This is a genomic window from Neptunomonas sp. CHC150 (assembly GCF_030397555.1).
GTDB classification, from domain to species: Bacteria; Pseudomonadota; Gammaproteobacteria; order Pseudomonadales; family Balneatricaceae; genus Neptunomonas; species Neptunomonas phycophila.
The window spans coordinates 165,149-181,887 of the sequence record NZ_JAPNXU010000005.1; the positions used below are offsets into that span (position 1 = coordinate 165,149).

The following is a 16,739-nucleotide window of genomic DNA, read 5'->3' on the forward strand; positions in this document are numbered from 1 at the left end:
GCGTAGATGTAATGAATAAAACGGAAGAATTCGCCCTAGAAAGAGCAGATAAAAAAAGACCCACACAGTGTGCGGGCCTGAAAGAGTACGTAAGCTACTAACTTACCAACAAGAAAAAAATCACCAGGGATGGCAACAGAGTAAAGCAAAGAAAAAAGCGAAACTGTTATGCGCTTATTTCAAAACAACGAGGATATTATGATGCAATGCAATATAAATTACTCTGCTGCAAAAGCAGGAAAATTAGTACTACTTTAGTTTGTGAACTTTAGTGGTTAAAAAACAGCCAATAGATTAAAGGGGTTTATACATCGTATTATTTATCAACACACTAGCATTTCTTTTGATGGAGTTGGTACTGCCTTTTATAAACCCATGCGATGAAAAAAAGCCCTGTGCATTAAGTGCAACATTGGCATAAAGGCGAGTAGCGCCTAACTCACGAACAGCGGCTTCAACAGCCAACAACAAAGCAGACGCTACTTTTTTACCTTGCCATTGAGGGTCAATATAAAAGCAATCTATGTAGCCATCCTCTCTCCACTCGGCAAAGCCAATAGGACAATTATTTGGCGACCGCACCACAAGCGGCTTTGTGGATAAAAACCGCTGTTGAAAAACCTCATGATCATCTGCACTACTGGCCCACGTTTCTCGTTCTAATGCCGTGTAAAAACAATCGTCGATAGCTAAAACTGCACGCCTAAATATATCCACTAATTGGCTTGCATCATCAGGCTGAAAAGGCCTAACTTCCCAACAATACGGCGCGTTAGTCATCACTTAAACAGCTTGGCGGTAACTGGTTATCGTACAAATACGCCCTGCAGAGACGACTTCTAAATGAGGCTTTAACAAGTCCGTATCTAATGATGTTTGTACACGTGGATACCTTGGCTGTTGTCGATCATTGAGTATCGCATGCTCCCATCCACCCGTGCTCGATATAAATTCTGATGCAAAGCTTTCATTGATCGATAAACATCCAGCTAAAATAACATCAGCATAACTTAATGCGATTGGAGCTTGATCATTAGGCGGGGTGACTGTCTCTGTGTGGTAGATCCAAACCACCCCTTCAGGCAATGTAGTTTCATACCCTTGAATCTGCGTCATGGGGACCTGCGCTCGTAAATAACCGGCCTCGCGCTCGTCAAACAAAGGCAATTCAGTTTCATCAATTTCAACCAACACCCCGTTGCAAAAACTATTAGAGCGCTGAACCACCGCGACTGAACTCATTCCGAATTCGGGCGACATCACCGACCAATGCCGCTGAAACCCGATAACTTTAGCAGGCCAAGAGCGGCCCGTTTGGCCCGTTTTTGCACGGCTATCGGCATTAATCAAACTACCGTAGCCAAAAATATAGTGCTGCATAAAAAGTAGGTTCCGTCAGACAATTTCTAAGGAGGCTAAAAACAACTGGCGGGAGTGTGTTTACCCGTTCCAGGAAGAATGTGTCATATAACTACAAGTTTTCAGCCAAATTACATGAATAAATACCTATAAACCGATAATTTTACGGGTGTTTAAGGGATCGAACTTGGCTTTATAGGGTCAATACGCTACCTTTACAATATTTAGCACACACACTGCGTGGTTTTCCATATATGCGCCAAGTTTTATCCTATGCAGATCGTTTTTGGGCTCAGCTGCCATCCGCCCATAAACTTATTACGATCATCCTGACACTCGCCGTTTTAGGTTTCATCTTTATTGGCGGCCACAATAATAGCAAACAGCTTGAACTGCCTAAATTCGCAGCCACTCAATTAGAAAATATTGATACACACGAAAGCGATGACTGGCAAGAATCTAATAACGAACTGTTTGTGCCAGAAGATTATTACTACACGATTGGCAAAGGCGATACGTTAAGTCAGATTTTTGACATGCTACGTATTCCACAAGCAACCATGTACGAAATACTCGAGTCCGATTTAGCCGTCTTGGCTCTGGATACGATAAAGCCTGGGGATAACTTACGCTTTTGGATGAATCCAGATACTCACGAACTAAGCAAACTCGAACTTGAATTTAGCCGAGCACACATTGTTACCTATCAACGTGCAGCGGGCGGTTTTGAATACAGTGAAACCATTCTGCCTGGCGTTTGGCAACAAGAGGTTGTTGCCGGTTCAGTTAAAGGCAGCTTCTACCAATCAGCCCAAAAGGTAGGACTCAACGCCAATGAAATCATGTCGATTTCAGCCTTATTCAAAGACAAAATGAATTTTAACAAAGGCTTTCGCCGTGGCGACACCTTTGAAGTAATCCGCTCACGCCAAACCATTGATGGTTATGAAACGGGCGATTCGCGTATCGAAGCCATCCGCATTAACAGCCAAAAACGCGAACTAACCGCCTTTTTATACAAAGACAGTTATTACGACAAAAACGGTACCGGTATGGAGCGTGCTTTCTCGCGTATCCCTCTTAAAACCAAAGCGCGTATTTCTTCCAACTTTAACCCAACACGTCGCCATCCGATTACCCGCTTAATACGCCCTCATAATGGTACCGATTTCGCGGTAGGTGTGGGTACGCCAGTGTACTCGACGGGTGATGGTGTCGTTGAGGAAGTCGTTAAAAACCCTTATGCCGGCTTATACATCAAGATAAAACACGGTCAAAAATACAAAACCCGCTACTTACACCTGAGCAAATCCCTTGTTCATAAAGGCCAAGCGGTAACACGTGGCCAGAAGATAGCACTATCGGGTAACAGTGGCCGCTCTACCGGTGCTCACCTTCATTACGAACTGCATGTTAATAACCGTCCGGTTAATGCGATGGGTGATAACGTGCCGATTATGACCGAAATAGAAGGCAACGAGCGCAAAGCCTTTAAAGCACAGGTGGCTCAGCAAATGGACAAAATGAGTCATTTAAAATTAGCATTGCTAACCAGCTCTAAGAAAAACTGATACTCCTTTTCCAGCGCGTCAACTTGGTTGACGTGCTGGCGAAAGCCGTGCCCTTCTTCCGCGTAATAATGCACCTTAACCCGAGTATGCAGCGCCAACAAACGAGCCATTTCGCGAGTTTGTTCAGGCACAACAACCTTATCTAGCTCTCCTTGAAAGAAGATGACTGGCACGGTGATATCTTTGCTGTGAGTAAAAGGCGCACGGGCTTGGTAACGACCTATATCTCGATAGGGGTCTCCAATCAGCCAATCGAGATAATGCGACTCAAACTTATGCGTTGCTTTTGTAAGGGCGAGCGGATCGGTTACACCGTATAAACTTGCCCCTCCAGCAAAACAATCACTCGCCACTAAGGCTGATAATGCGGTAAACCCGCCTGCACTACTGCCTCGTATAAAAACAGCATCGGCATTAACACGATTACCATCGACAAGCGCCTGCACGGCCTTAATCGCATCCTCAACATCACTAATCCCCCACTGCTGATGAAGGGACAACCGGAACGCGCGACCAAATCCGGTACTTCCTCGATAATTCAGATCCAAAACCGCAAACCCTCGCTGCGCCCAATACTGAATCTTGGGCTGCAAGGTCGGGTATGTAGAGGCCGAAGGGCCTCCGTGCAAAAAAACAACCAAAGGAGGCGGCTCGGCGTTACAACCGGACTCAGAAGGAGAATAAAAAAAGCCTTGAATATGAGCGTTACCGACAGCGAACACGATGGATTCAGGCGTTACAACGCTCGAAGCCGGTTGCGGCCACGTGCTAGTGGTTAGCTCTTCGACCTGACCTGACAGACGATCAACTTGGATAACCACAGGCAATTGAGCAGGCGAAGCAGCCACACAATACAGATGCGTCTCACTCGCCGTTAACGACTGAAAATGACTATACTCAGACGCTAATTCTCGTTTTTGCTGGCCTGCTTCATATGCTAATAATGAGGCTCGCGCTTGGCTAAACGCAATGATGAAACACTCGGTATCCGCCATCACATAATGACGTGCACCAAACTGCCAAGGAGCCGTCATGCACTCGGCTTCCATCGAGCAAACAACACTCACCTTGGATGATGCCCCCAAGCGACTAACAGGCTGGCAAACATTCCACCAGCCATCCTGATCAGATACAGCAAACACTTGTCCAGCACTATCAAACTGAGGTTGATGAACAGACTGATCGTTACCCTGCCCTGCAATTATACGGTGCTCAGCTATTTGGCCTTGAGTATTTAGCGTGGCTAAATGCCACTGGGACGCTGTCCAAGGCTGTTCAGGATGATCCCACGTTATAAAGGATAATTGATTCCCATCGTGCGAGAGCGCGGGATCTACATAAAAATCATGACCTTCATGCAGCAACGCCCGTGACCCATCCTCTAATGAGATAGCCACAAGGCGATTAATCACATCATCGGGCCGGATATGGTCTTCTTCAATGGCAATAATCCGGTGGTGATGCGAATCATAAACAGGATTGCCATAGCGTATCTCAGGGGCATCGGTAAGACGGTCGGGGTGCCTGTCGCCAAAGCTCTGAACATATAGTTGTTGGTCTTTTTGATTAACAAAGACCCACTCATCATCACTGATTAGACACCAACTCAGCCCGCCATATTCATGGACTCGTGAGCGTACGTCAAAATTCTCGGGAGTTAAATTCTCAGACCGCCCGTTAGACCAGCAAACAAGACAATTGCGACCTCCTAGCTCAGGACAATACTCAACCCAAAAAACATCGTTTCGGCGATTACAAGCCAGTTGTCCGTAAGCTTTCAAACCAGCCACCGCTTTATCAGCGGATATGGGCTGATTAACGTCTTGGTTCATAAGTCACCCAAGCGGGTTGAACTAGCCTTTATAGAAGACACGAGAATTACGCTCGTTTCTAAACAGAAGAGGCTCAGTAGCAGGCAGCTCGGCTTCGGCACGGGCATTCAAAATAAGCCCGTGATGTTCAGACTTACTGCACACAGGATCAGCATTCGTTGCGTCGCCCGTTAGCATGTAAGCCTGACAGTGACAGCCACCAAAGTCCTTATCCTTTTCGTCACACGAACGACAAGGCTCCTGCATCCAATCGTCACCCCGAAAATGGTTAAACCCCGGTGACTCATCCCAAATTTGTTGAAGAGACATGTCACGCACATTTGGGAACTCTATCGGCAGCATTCGCGCACTATGACAAGGCAGCGCTTGTCCATCAGGCGTCACTGTTAAAAAGACCTGCCCCCAACCATTCATGCAGGCTTTAGGGCGCTCTTCATAGTAATCCGGTGTTACAAAGATCAGCTTGATAGGATGACCTTGAGCCGCCAGCTTAGCTCGATATTCATTAGTAATACGCTCTGCGCGCTCTAATTGTGCTCGTGTGGGCATCAACTGCTGACGATTCTCAAACGCCCAACCGTAATACTGACACGTAGCGAGCTCTACATAGTCCGCCTCAAGCTCAATACACAGCTCAATAATCCGGTCTATTTGGTCAATGTTATGGCGATGCGTTACGAAGTTAAGCACCATAGGATAACCTTGAGCTTTAACCTCACGAGCCATTTTTAGCTTTTGCTGAAAAGCCTTGGCCGAGCCTGCCAGCATATTATTGACAGTCTCGTCGCTGGCTTGAAAACTAACTTGAATATGATCCAGACCGGCTTCTCGAAAAGACTCAACCTTGCGCTCGTTTAAACCAACACCCGAGGTAATGAGGTTTGTATAGTACCCCATTTGACGAGCTTCGCGGATTAGGACGTCTAAATCCTGACGAACAAGCGGCTCTCCGCCCGAAAACCCTAACTGCACCGCTCCCAGCTTACGGCCTTCTTCAAAGACGCGGACCCACTCCTGTGTGGATAACTCGTTATCATTAAAGCCTGCAAAGTCTTTGGGGTTAGAGCAATAAGGGCACTGTAAGGGACATTTGTACGTTAACTCGGCTAACAACCAGAGCGGCTGCCCATGAGTTTTAGGTAAGCTTGTGGGTAGGCCTTGGCAGGCACCGCCACTCATGACGCCACCCAACGAATCCAATGCTGTGCTAATGCATCCAGCATAAACGCTTTCACATCATCATCAACACCACCCGCATCAGGGTATTTAGCATTGAGTAGGTTAATAATATCGCCGACAGATCGCTTGGCATCCACTACGGATAAAATTTCACCGGCAGGGCCATTCAACTTAACCATACCCTCAGGGTATAACAACACATGCGCTTGCTGAGCCTCTTCCCACTGAAAACGAAACATCGCTTCAAGTTCCGGAATCGCATCGACATCTATCAGCTCACTCATAGTACTAACCCCTTGTGGTAGACACGCTCATCCGTCACCGTATGGTAAGGTGGTCGATTTAGCTCATACGCCATGGTCATCGCATCCAGCATACTCCACAAAACATCCAGCTTAAATTGCAAGATCTCTAACATCCGGTCCTGTTCCGGACGCGTTGTATAATGATCTAATGTAATGTGCAGGCCATGCTCTACATCCCGACGCGCTTCAGACAAGCGCTGACGGAAATATTGATAACCTTCAGGCTTGACCCAAGGGTAGTGGGTTGGCCAAGTATCCAAGCGGTTTTGGTGAATCGTAGGAGCAAACAACTCAGTTAACGACGAGCTAGCCGCTTCTTGCCACGTTGCCCTGCGCGCAAAATTCGCATAAGCATCCACCGCAAAACGCACCCCGGGCAGTACATGTTCTTGTGAGATCATTTCTTCTCGGGTTAACCCAACCGCCTCTCCTAAACGCAGCCAAGCCTCAATACCACCAATAGCACCGTCATAGCCATCATGATCCAGAATGCGTTGGATCCACTGCCGGCGAGTATCTCGATCAGTACAATTCGCTAAAATAGCTGCGTCTTTTACCGGAATGCTCACTTGATAATAGTAGCGATTTGCAACCCACCCACGGATTTGCTCTGGCGTGCAAAGACCATCATACATAGCAATATGATAGGGATGCTGGGTGTGATAAAAGCGACCTTTGGCGCGTAACGCCTGCTCAAACTCATCACGTGTCATTGGTGCTTGTGCATCAGTGCTCATAAACCACTCCTACAGCTCGATACGCATCCCGTCGTATGCTACTTCAATACCATGCTCAACGACGGTTTGTCGTTCAACAGAATCTTCATCCAAGATTGGGTTTGTGTTGTTGATATGAATCAGTACCTTGCGTGGTTTATCCAGCGTATCCAAATACGCCAGCATACCGTTCTCGCCTGTTTGAGGTAAGTGCCCCATAGTCACGCCTAGCTTATCGCCGACGCCTGCCACAATCATTTCGTCTTCCTGCCATAGCGTACCATCAACTAACAAACAGTCAGCATTAGACATCAGCGGATGCAGGTGCGGCTCAATCTTACCTAGCCCTGGCGCGTAAAATAGTGTTTTACCTGTCGTCGTATCTTCTAACAAAATACCGATATTGTCGCCGGGATGAGGGTCGTTACGGTGTGGAGAATACGGCGGCGCACTGCTGCGTAATGGGATTGGCGTTAGCTTAATTTCAGGTACTTTAGGCACTGTAAAGCTGTTATCAGGTTGATCAACTGTGATCTCGTGGCGATTAATACCGCCGTTCCAGTGCTTAAGCATAGTAAACACGGGGAAGCCGGTTGTTAAGTCTTGGTAAACCATATCGGTGCACCAAATATCATGCGGACAGCCTTCACGCAGCATCAACAAGCCCGTCGTGTGATCAATTTGGCTATCCATATAGACGATACCCGCCACGCCGGTATCTCGAATAGCGCGAGCGGGCTGCATTTCGGGAAACGCTGCAAATTGCGCCAAGATATCAGGGGACGTATTAAACAAAATCCAATCAGTCCCATTCATACTAGCGGCGATTGATGATTGAGTACGCGCCTTGGCATTCAACGTGCCGTCGCGAAAACCTTTACAATTACGGCAATTACAATTCCACTGCGGAAAACCGCCACCTGCGGCTGACCCTAAAACCTGTATTTTCATATAAGACTCAGTGCTCGGAAGAGTGGTGAATTCGTTATTATTATAGATACATAATCAGAACAAGCGCCGAGGAGCATGAACCCGACGCCTGTTTAAGCACCTTGTAGGTGCTGTAAAACTTAACGGTTTGCGAAGTACATTGTTACTTCAAAACCAATACGCATATCTTGATAAGCGGGTTTAGTCCACATGATAACTACCTCATTTGTTGTTATTGGGATTGTCCTAAGACTTCCCACATCATAGGAAAGGTCTAGCAGCACAAATATGGTACTTTGGAACGAAAAATGGCTTTTTAACCCTGTACCAGTGGATAAGATAGCACCCAAAAATGTGTTTCGGACCTCATAAAAGAGACTACAGATAGCACAATAAAGTTCATTAACCTGTTATCAGAAAACCAATTAATAAATAAAAACAATAGGTTATAAAGGCGACATTGAGTATTAAGGGAATGCTAACTAGGCGGCAACAAAAAAAGGTTACCAGAGGGGCATTAAAAACCGATTGGTGCAGATGGGGAGACTCGAACTCCCACGCCCGTGAGGGCACCAGCACCTGAAGCTGGCGTGTCTACCAATTCCACCACATCTGCATCGGTGTGTGTTTAAAGAGCCACCGCTCTATTCTTTTCGCACCCTACTTAACTCGTTGGAGAAAGTTTTAAGTATGGTGCAGATGGGGAGACTCGAACTCCCACGCCCGTGAAGGCACCAGCACCTGAAGCTGGCGTGTCTACCAATTCCACCACATCTGCTCGAAAGAGGGCAGCATTATATAGACAGCTTTTTTAATTGGGAAGCGATTTCAATAAGATTTAGCCAGCCATAAAAAGCCGCAAAATACAGCGGCTTTTTGTCTAATAAACGAGCAATGTTAAGGGGCTAAACAGGTATAAAATGGTTGCGCAAAATCAGCCAGAAAGCGCTGATAAGCCCCTGCACCCAAAACCACATTCTGCCCCAACGGATCAACTTCAGATACCTTAGCATCCGTGCCTGCCACAATAGAGGCGACAACGGCACTACTGAACTGAGGCTCACTAAACACGCATACCGCTTGGCTGGACTCAACAGTGTCTCGCAGCTCGCCTAGATGTTTTGCACCGGGCTTGCGCGACGGATTAATCGTTACAGAACCCAGTTGCATGAGGTTGTAATGTTCGATAAAGCGTCCGTACGCATCATGAAATACGAGGAAGCCTCGGTCCGACAACGGTGCGAATGCCGACATCAAGGCTCTATCTTGTTGAATTAATGATGCCGTAAACCGGTCAAGGTTCTGATCCAGCAATGCCTTTAAGTGTGGGAAGTGCTGTACAAGCGCAGCATGGATGGCATCGGCTATCGCCAGTGCGTGATGAGGATCTAACCAAATGTGAGGATCTACTCCTCCATGGTCATGACCATCTCCTTCTTCATCATGATGATCTTCCTCATGGTGGCCTTCTTCGTGATGGTGCTCGTGCTCGTCAACATCTTCCTCGCCTGAGTGAATCATTTCTTCTGTTAATAACTTAATGGTTAAAGCACTCGTTTGCGACAACGGCTTTACTAAAAATCGCTCTAATTCAGGGCCTATCCAGATCACAACATCAGCATTAGTCAGCATGCGAGCATCCGAAGGCTTAAGCGAGTATTGATGTGGTGAAGCACCTGCAGGCAATAAAACCTCCGGCTCAACAATACCATCGAGCAAGTCACTGGCGATCAGTTGTACTGGAATGATACTGGCCACTACTGACGGTGGCTTTTCCTGATTAGCATGAGCAGCAGGAAAGCTAATTGAAAAAGCTAATGCTAAAGGCATTAAAAGAGAAGAGAATCGAGATATAGCGCGCATGTTCAAATCCATAATTAGTTACTGTTATAATATAACAAAACATTATTTAACTAGCTATGCGTTCTCTGCTATTTTGTCGTTGCTTTAAGGCTCGTTAGTTGTACTCCAGATCTTTTAGCCCGCTAGGCTTCATAGTCGAGCACCAAAAGCGTTATTATATAACATACTCACCTCCCGCTAACCGAGATCACGGATAACCACCATGACAAATGTCGATATTGCCTTTCAGCCCGAGCACGATCACGGGCACTGCATCAATCAGGCGCTGCACGATGCAGCTGAACTGTGTCGCAGCCGACAGTTACGGTTAACACCGATCCGTGAGCTGGTACTCAAGCTTATATGGCAAAGCCATAAGCCATTAGGTGCGTATGATATTTTACCGGCACTGGCAGATGCGGGGTTCAACTCTGCCCCACCAACCGTCTATCGGGCTCTTGATTTTTTACAAGAGCAAGGGCTAGTTCACAGAATTGCTTCGTTAAATGCGTTTATGGGCTGTAATCACCCTGAAAACCACTGCCATAACAGCTTTCTTATATGCAGGCAGTGCCACAGTGCCGTAGAGCTTGAATCCCCAGCTATTAGTAAAGCCGTAAAAAAGACGGCATCCGAGATTGGTTTTGCCGTGGAATCAGAAACTATCGAAATAGCCGGAACATGCCCTGCCTGTCTGACTAAAGGTCAACCCGAATGAGTGCCCCTTTAGATATCATTCGACTAAAAGATGTCAATGTACAGTTTGGCCACAACCATGTGCTGCAACAGGTTAACCTGCACTTGCATCGTGATTGCATCACAACCCTAATAGGCCCCAATGGTGCAGGGAAAACAACCTTGGTTAGAGTGGTATTAGGGCTAATTAAGCCATCAAGCGGCAACGTGTGGCGACAACCGGGCCTACGCATCGGCTACATGCCACAAAAACTATTGATTGACCGTACCTTCCCCTTAACCGTTAAGCGTTTCTTGCAAACCACGCGCACTAAAGCGCTAGCTCCTATAAAAACAGCCTTAGAGGATGTGAATGCAAGCCACTTACTTGAGCACTCAATGCATGACCTCTCCGGTGGCGAAACACAACGTGTTATGTTGGCACGGGCGTTATTACAAGATCCCGAGTTGTTAGTGCTAGATGAGCCTGTTCAAGGGGTCGATATTAATGGTCAAATCGAGCTATACAACCTAATAGGCCACATTCGTAAGCAACGCGGCTGTGGCGTTTTGATGATTTCTCATGACCTCCACTTAGTCATGTCGTCTACCGATCACGTCATTTGTCTAAACCGACACGTGTGCTGCTCTGGCAACCCCGAGCATGTGAGTAATGACCCTTCTTTTCGTGAGATGTTTGGTCAACGCGGGGCGGATAGTTTGGCCTTGTATAGTCACCACCATAATCATCAACATGATACGCACGGTGATGTTATTACAGACCACCCTCACACCGGCGACTGCAAACACTAAGACAGCGATTAGCGACTAAAAGGTAAACACAAACCATGTATGATTTTTTGCTCTATGCCATTTTAGGTGGTCTAGGCGTGGCTATTTTAGCAGGCCCATTAGGTGCCTTTGTTGTATGGCGGCGCATGGCCTACTTTGGCGACAGCTTAGCTCATTCGGCGCTTCTGGGTGTAGCTTTAGGTATCTTGCTAAAAGTAGATTTGAATTTGGCAGTTATATCCTGTTGCCTCGTGTTAGCTTTAGTGCTGGTTGTACTGCAACGCCAGCGTCAAATTGCTACCGATACCCTGCTCGGTATTATGGCTCACAGCACATTATCGTTAGGGCTAGTTACCGTGTCATTTATAGACGGGGCTAGACTCGATCTAATGGAGTATCTATTTGGCGATCTGTTAGCTATTTCACCCGCGGACCTGCGATGGATTTTATTTGGAGGCATACTTATATTGGTCACAGTATGGCGCTGCTGGGAATCATTGCTCGCCATCACTATTAATGAAGAGTTAGCCCATGTCGAGGGAGTCAATGTCGGTAGAACCAAACTCATCTTGATGGTTTTGATCGCCATTGTTATTGCTGTTGCCATGAAAATTGTTGGTATTTTACTCATTACCTCGCTCATGGTAATACCCGCGGCGACCGCTCGCCGTCTTGCCTCCACCCCAGAACAAATGGCTGTCCTTGCTTCGGTTATTGGCTGCATGGCCGTTCTGGCAGGCATTTGGGCCTCATGGACATTTGATACGCCAGCAGGACCATCCGTCGTTGTAGCCGCCTTATGCGCCTTTATCAGCGTGTATTTACTTCCGAAGCGGCTAACGGTTTAAGCATGGGGCTGGCAGACTACAAACCAACTCGGCACGATCATCGAACCATCTGGGCTCTGGCGTGGCCGATGATCCTTTCGAACATCACTGTTCCGTTAGTCGGCCTAGTTGATACCGCCGTTATTGGCCACCTATCGGATAGTCGCCACTTAGGTGCAGTAGCTGTTGGCAGTATGTTTTTCTCTGTTATCTATTGGGCATTTGGCTTTTTGCGCATGGGAACATCCGGCCTAACCGCGCAAGCCGTAGGTGCACAACGCCCTAACCAAAACAGGACACTACTCGCGCAGTCCTTAGTGATGGGCTGTGTGATTGGATGCGCGCTTATACTCTTTCAATACCCATTGATAGAAGCCGCGCTCTATTGGATCGAAGCAACACCAGCCGTTACCGACGCCGCGCGCACCTATACACAAACTCGTATTTACAGTGCCCCTGCCGTCCTCTGTAATTTTGCGCTGCTAGGCTGGTTTGTTGGCAACCAAAATACGCGGATTCCTTTAATTTTGTTAATCACGACCAATCTACTCAACATGATTATGGATGTGATTGCCGTCTATTACTTTGGCCTAGCATCTCAAGGTGTGGCTTTGGCCAGCGTTATCGCTGAATACGGCAGTTTAGCCCTCGGGTTGTGGTTTTGTCGTCGGTTGCTGGCGCGCATGGGTGGGGAATTACTAACGAGCAGCCTAAAGCACTTAAGCCACTACACCGAGCTGATTAAGGTAAACCGCTACCTGTTTGTGCGCACATTAGCCATACTCTTCTCATTGGCCTTTTTTACGGCACAAGGTGCCAGACAAGGAACAGACATATTGTCTGCCAATGCAGTGTTGCTCAACTTTGTTTTGATTATCTCCAATGGCCTTGATGGATTTGCTCATGCCACCGAGGCGATTACAGGCAAACGCATTGGGCAACGCGACCTATCCGGCTTCTACCGCAATTTAATAGCGGCTGCTTGCTGGTCACTAGTCACGGCGGTGCTATTCACTATTTTCTTTTGGAGTGCTGGGCAACACATCATCCATTTGCTCACATCAATTGAGAGTGTCCGTACGCAAGCGACTCTTTATCTTCCATGGTTAATTGCGTTACCGCTATTGGGTGTATGGAGCTTCTTGTTAGATGGTCTCTTTATCGGGGCAACCCAAGTAAAAGCGATGCAAAACACCATGCTGGTTTCTGTATTCTTAGTTTTTTTACCTGTGTGGTGGCTATCCCAACCTTGGGGTAATCATGGCCTTTGGTTCGCTTTCTTGTCGTTGTTTGTCGCACGGGCCTTAACTGGTGGCTTTGTATTTTGGCGCCTCAGCCGAACCGGTTCTTGGTTATCAGCCATGTCACATTAACCACCATCAACAAAAACGCCAGTCGAAATGACTGGCGTTTAGAAGCAAAAAGCTGTTTATAAGCTAAAACGCTTAACCTCTGACTCCACCTGACGAATTAATTCTCGTAGTTCCGACGCCTGTTTAGCTGCCTGTTCACCTTCACGCGCCATATCCGTCGCCACATCACTAATTGCCGATGTATTGCGGTTAATTTCTTCGGTCACTGACGTTTGCTCTTCCGCAGCCGAGGCTATTTGCGTAGATTTATCAGATATATTCGAGATGGCCGTAATGATTTGTTCCAGACTCTGATGCGCTTCATCCGCATCATGCACGCTTTTTTGAGCCATTTCTTGACCGCGGCTCATCGTTTTAACCGCCAACTGCGTCGTTTTTTGCAACGTATCAATCATTGTTTGGATTTCTCCGGTAGACGCATGCGTGCGTTGTGATAACACACGTACTTCATCGGCAACTACGGCAAAACCACGCCCCTGATCACCCGCCCGTGCCGCTTCAATCGCAGCATTCAGCGCTAGTAAGTTTGTTTGTTCTGCTATCCCACTAATGGTATTTAAGATACCGCTTATATGCTCAGCATGCTTTTCTAAATCCCCAATAACAGAGGTAGCTGATTCAACTTCAGATGCTAACGTAGCAATTGACTGCTGACTTGTCTCAACTTGCTTTTGGCCGCCCGAGCTCAGCGCAACTGACTCTTGAGCAGACACCGCGGCCATTTCAGCATTACCGGCAATCTCTTGTGTTGCCATAGCCATTTGCGTGATGGCCGTGGCTACCATATTAATTTCGTCTTGCTGCTCCTGAATACGTCCACTTCGCTTATGCGCTGACGCGGCGAACTGATCGGCCGACTGTGCCAAACTGATAGACGTATTATTCAACCGGCTAACAATACCGTGTAAGCGCTCAACAAATCGATTGAAGCCATCAGCTAACACTCCTATTTCATCTCGACTATCAACCGCGATGCGCACCGTTAAATCGCCCTCACCTTCAGCAATATCTGCCAAGGCTCGGCTCACCTTTTCTAAGTTTTTGAACATAACTTTGAAGAAAAAGACTAAAACAAGCGCCAATACAATAATCAGCAGCATACCAATAACGGATTGCTTAATAAGTAACGCATTAACAGGCGCTAGTAACGCCTTCTTGTCCATTACAAAAATTAAGGCCCAGTTGGTATTAGGAATCGCCTTGGCGTACACAAAACGTTCGGCCTCGTCTAGGGTCGCATCAAACAAACGATCTTGATTAATCATTTCAGCCAAACCGCTTTTAGAAAAACGAGGGCTGAGTTCAGCAACCGACTTGGTTTGTAGCTCTGCTTCAGGATGCGCGATAATCTGATCACTTAAATCCACTAAAATGGCATAACCATTCCCCGGTACATCCAGCTCTTGAACCTGCTTAGTTAATTGATCCAGTGTGACATTAGCACCAACAGAGCCCACCATCTTTCCGTTCTCTCTCACGGGTTCAGCTAGAGTCACCACTAAGGCCTGTAACGTTTTACTGACATACGGTTTTGTAATAATTGCGCTATCTTCAGCTTGGGCTTGCTTGTACCAGCCTCGCTGTCGAGGATCATAACTACCGTTGTTCTGGTCCAGTGCGGGGTCTTGGCGGAACATTTCACCCTGGGCATTACCATAGTAAGTCAGCGCAAAACCGCCGCTCTCATGTGCTTGTCGAATAAGTGTGTACTTATCCACAGATGGGTTGCGCTCAATGGCACCTTTAAGCGCCGTCATAGCGCGTTGGCGATCTGTCATCCATTGCCCAACACCTTCTCCATAGGCACCGGAAAAATGCTGAACATCTCTCAGCAAATTAACGAGCATACGATCACGCAGTACACTGTTAGTTTCCAGCACCAGAAAGATAACGATAAGCATAGCGGATATTAGGCTAACGCCTAATAATCGAGTTCGTAGAGAAAGCGACATGTGTAACCTCTGCCAGCAAAGATAAAGGAGTACTTGGAGGAGTTTCCAAGGGTCTTCCCTTACCTATCGGCCGAGGCTACAACTAAATGAGGAAAAAACAGCTATTTACAAACCAGATAATAAGTAAATACCCACACCGGCGATACCCGCTCCACAATATCGAACAAGCGCCCTGCCTTGCTTGAGCTGCTTAAACAATTGCACCATAAATACGCCCACCAAATGGATAACGCCTGTACCTGCTGCAAAACCTAGTGCATATAAAACAGGTTGCGCAATTGATGGCATCTCTTGACCATGGGCATAGCCATGGAAAACCGCAAAAAAGCTAACCCCTACCATTACCAGCACAGTGGGTAATCGTCGTCCAAATGCAATTGCCACACCGAGGACTAGCACTGAGAGAGAGATACCTAACTCAATTGAAAATAATGGTATTCCCATCATCCCCATAACACCGCCAACTAACATCACAACCACAAAGGTCAGGGGTACAGACCATAATGCTCTGCCTCCCATTTGCGCACTTAGCATACCAACACTCAGCATCGCCAAAAGATGATCCAACCCCAAAACCGGATGGCTAAAACCAGCCGAGAAGCCCGTTCCTCCCATATCACTATGAGCCAGCGCCATTGCTGGGGTGAAAAAAGCAACGAGTAATGTCATTAGAGCTAAGGATAAGCGAGGGAACATAAATATTTTCATCCAACAATTAATGTAAACGATTATCAGTCAACATTAACCAACCACTTCACATTAGTCCAGCGAGAATTGAGCGCCAGCAGCAGAGCAGGCAGAAAAGGCGGTACAGCTTGTCTCATGATCATTCACCATACCGACCGCCTGCATAAAGGCATAACAAATTGTTGGGCCGACGAATCGCATACCTAACTTTTTGAGGGCTTTTGACATGGCTTTAGACTGCTCTGTTTCAGCAGGTATATCACGGTAATCGGTAACGTGATTCTGACGCGGCTGATAATCAACAAACTGCCAGATAAACTGAGCAAAACTCCCGTGCTCTTGTTGGATTTGTAGAAAGATACGGGCGTTCTCGATGGATGATTCTACCTTTCGGCGATTTCGAATAATGGCGGGATCAAGCAGCATTGCCTCAGCTGTTTCGGTAGAAATACGCGCTACTTTTTCGGGATCAAAATCAAAGTAGTGACGCCGATAACCTTCGCGTTTTTCTAAAACAGTGCGCCAGCTAAGGCCAGCTTGAGCCGCTTCGAGTATAAGAAACTCAAATAAAACACGGTCATCCTTTTGAGGTCGCCCCCACTCTTGGTCATGGTAAACCGTCTCAAGCTCAGTTACACCCGTAGCCCAAAAACAACGCTGGCACATCACAATATCCTTATTGCCTAAGCAGCAGTCGCC

17 protein-coding genes and 2 tRNA genes are annotated in these 16,739 nt (G+C 47.0%); 5 read left to right on the forward strand and 14 right to left on the reverse strand.

What is annotated here, in order from left to right; translation table 11 throughout:
• Positions 1-294: 294 nt before the first annotated feature.
• Together OW491_RS05205 and OW491_RS05210 are read right to left on the reverse strand one after the other, a co-directional pair.
• Positions 295-780, reverse strand: a complete 486-nt coding sequence (locus OW491_RS05205; protein WP_075173175.1) for a GNAT family N-acetyltransferase — start codon at positions 778-780, stop codon at positions 295-297.
• Between the two features lie 3 nt (positions 781-783).
• Positions 784-1,380, reverse strand: a complete 597-nt coding sequence (locus tag OW491_RS05210) for a gamma-glutamylcyclotransferase family protein (protein WP_290034972.1) — start codon at positions 1,378-1,380, stop codon at positions 784-786.
• A 233-nt stretch (positions 1,381-1,613) separates the two neighbouring features.
• Here OW491_RS05210 and OW491_RS05215 point away from each other — a divergent pair, with 233 nt between their 5' ends.
• Positions 1,614-2,930 (forward strand): peptidoglycan DD-metalloendopeptidase family protein, encoded by a 1,317-nt coding sequence (locus tag OW491_RS05215; protein WP_290034974.1) that lies wholly within the window; start codon positions 1,614-1,616, stop codon positions 2,928-2,930.
• Here the strand turns inward: OW491_RS05215 and OW491_RS05220 are convergent.
• The 9 genes from OW491_RS05220 to znuA all read right to left on the reverse strand — a co-directional run bounded on the left by OW491_RS05220 (position 2,888) and on the right by znuA (position 9,755).
• Positions 2,888-4,762, reverse strand: coding sequence for a prolyl oligopeptidase family serine peptidase (locus OW491_RS05220; RefSeq protein ID WP_290034975.1), 1,875 nt, complete (start codon positions 4,760-4,762; stop codon positions 2,888-2,890). The genes OW491_RS05215 and OW491_RS05220 overlap by 43 nt on opposite strands.
• Before the next feature lie 21 nt (positions 4,763-4,783).
• On the reverse strand, positions 4,784-5,941 hold the full coding sequence (gene pqqE, locus OW491_RS05225) for a pyrroloquinoline quinone biosynthesis protein PqqE (RefSeq protein WP_075173179.1): 1,158 nt from the start codon (positions 5,939-5,941) through the stop codon (positions 4,784-4,786).
• A complete protein-coding gene (gene pqqD, locus OW491_RS05230) occupies positions 5,938-6,225 on the reverse strand; it encodes a pyrroloquinoline quinone biosynthesis peptide chaperone PqqD (protein ID WP_075173180.1) in 288 nt (95 codons plus the stop codon). The genes pqqE and pqqD overlap by 4 nt, the downstream gene beginning before the upstream one ends.
• Entirely contained in the window at positions 6,222-6,983 is a 762-nt protein-coding gene (pqqC, locus tag OW491_RS05235) for a pyrroloquinoline-quinone synthase PqqC (protein WP_290034976.1), read from the reverse strand. Before pqqC ends, pqqD begins: the two co-directional genes overlap by 4 nt.
• A 9-nt stretch (positions 6,984-6,992) precedes the next feature.
• Positions 6,993-7,913 carry a pyrroloquinoline quinone biosynthesis protein PqqB gene (gene pqqB, locus OW491_RS05240; protein ID WP_075173182.1) on the reverse strand — a complete coding sequence of 307 codons (921 nt, stop codon included), beginning with the start codon at positions 7,911-7,913 and terminating at the stop codon, positions 6,993-6,995.
• A 119-nt stretch (positions 7,914-8,032) separates the two neighbouring features.
• The gene (gene pqqA / locus OW491_RS05245) at positions 8,033-8,104 is read right to left on the reverse strand and encodes a pyrroloquinoline quinone precursor peptide PqqA (RefSeq protein ID WP_075173578.1); all 72 of its coding nucleotides are present in this window, start codon (positions 8,102-8,104) and stop codon (positions 8,033-8,035) included.
• A gap of 317 nt (positions 8,105-8,421) precedes the next feature.
• A tRNA-Leu gene (locus OW491_RS05250) sits at positions 8,422-8,508 on the reverse strand.
• A 75-nt stretch (positions 8,509-8,583) separates the two neighbouring features.
• Positions 8,584-8,670, reverse strand: a tRNA-Leu gene (locus OW491_RS05255).
• Between the two features lie 119 nt (positions 8,671-8,789).
• Entirely contained in the window at positions 8,790-9,755 is a 966-nt protein-coding gene (gene znuA, locus OW491_RS05260) for a zinc ABC transporter substrate-binding protein ZnuA (RefSeq protein WP_290034978.1), read from the reverse strand.
• A 202-nt stretch (positions 9,756-9,957) separates the two neighbouring features.
• On the opposite strand from znuA, the gene OW491_RS05265 reads away from it, so the two are divergent.
• From OW491_RS05265 to OW491_RS05280, 4 genes are read left to right on the forward strand one after another with little or no spacing between them, the layout of a single operon-like run.
• Positions 9,958-10,452 carry a Fur family transcriptional regulator gene (locus OW491_RS05265; RefSeq protein WP_075173184.1) on the forward strand — a complete coding sequence of 165 codons (495 nt, stop codon included), beginning with the start codon at positions 9,958-9,960 and terminating at the stop codon, positions 10,450-10,452.
• Positions 10,449-11,222 carry a zinc ABC transporter ATP-binding protein ZnuC gene (gene znuC / locus OW491_RS05270; RefSeq protein WP_290034979.1) on the forward strand — a complete coding sequence of 258 codons (774 nt, stop codon included), beginning with the start codon at positions 10,449-10,451 and terminating at the stop codon, positions 11,220-11,222. The genes OW491_RS05265 and znuC overlap by 4 nt, the downstream gene beginning before the upstream one ends.
• A gap of 35 nt (positions 11,223-11,257) precedes the next feature.
• Entirely contained in the window at positions 11,258-12,049 is a 792-nt protein-coding gene (gene znuB / locus OW491_RS05275) for a zinc ABC transporter permease subunit ZnuB (RefSeq protein ID WP_075173186.1), read from the forward strand.
• A complete protein-coding gene (locus tag OW491_RS05280) occupies positions 12,001-13,401 on the forward strand; it encodes an MATE family efflux transporter (RefSeq protein ID WP_290034982.1) in 1,401 nt (466 codons plus the stop codon). The genes znuB and OW491_RS05280 overlap by 49 nt, the downstream gene beginning before the upstream one ends.
• 56 nt (positions 13,402-13,457) lie before the next feature.
• Here the strand turns inward: OW491_RS05280 and OW491_RS05285 are convergent, their stop codons facing one another.
• The 3 genes from OW491_RS05285 to OW491_RS05295 form a co-directional block, all read right to left on the reverse strand.
• A complete protein-coding gene (locus tag OW491_RS05285) occupies positions 13,458-15,353 on the reverse strand; it encodes a methyl-accepting chemotaxis protein (RefSeq protein ID WP_290034984.1) in 1,896 nt (631 codons plus the stop codon).
• Positions 15,354-15,458: 105 nt separating this feature from the next.
• Positions 15,459-16,049, reverse strand: coding sequence for a HupE/UreJ family protein (locus OW491_RS05290; protein WP_215151204.1), 591 nt, complete (start codon positions 16,047-16,049; stop codon positions 15,459-15,461).
• A gap of 63 nt (positions 16,050-16,112) precedes the next feature.
• Complete coding sequence (locus OW491_RS05295) at positions 16,113-16,706, reverse strand: DNA-3-methyladenine glycosylase I (RefSeq protein WP_075173190.1); 594 nt, start codon at positions 16,704-16,706, stop codon at positions 16,113-16,115.
• Positions 16,707-16,739: the final 33 nt, after the last annotated feature.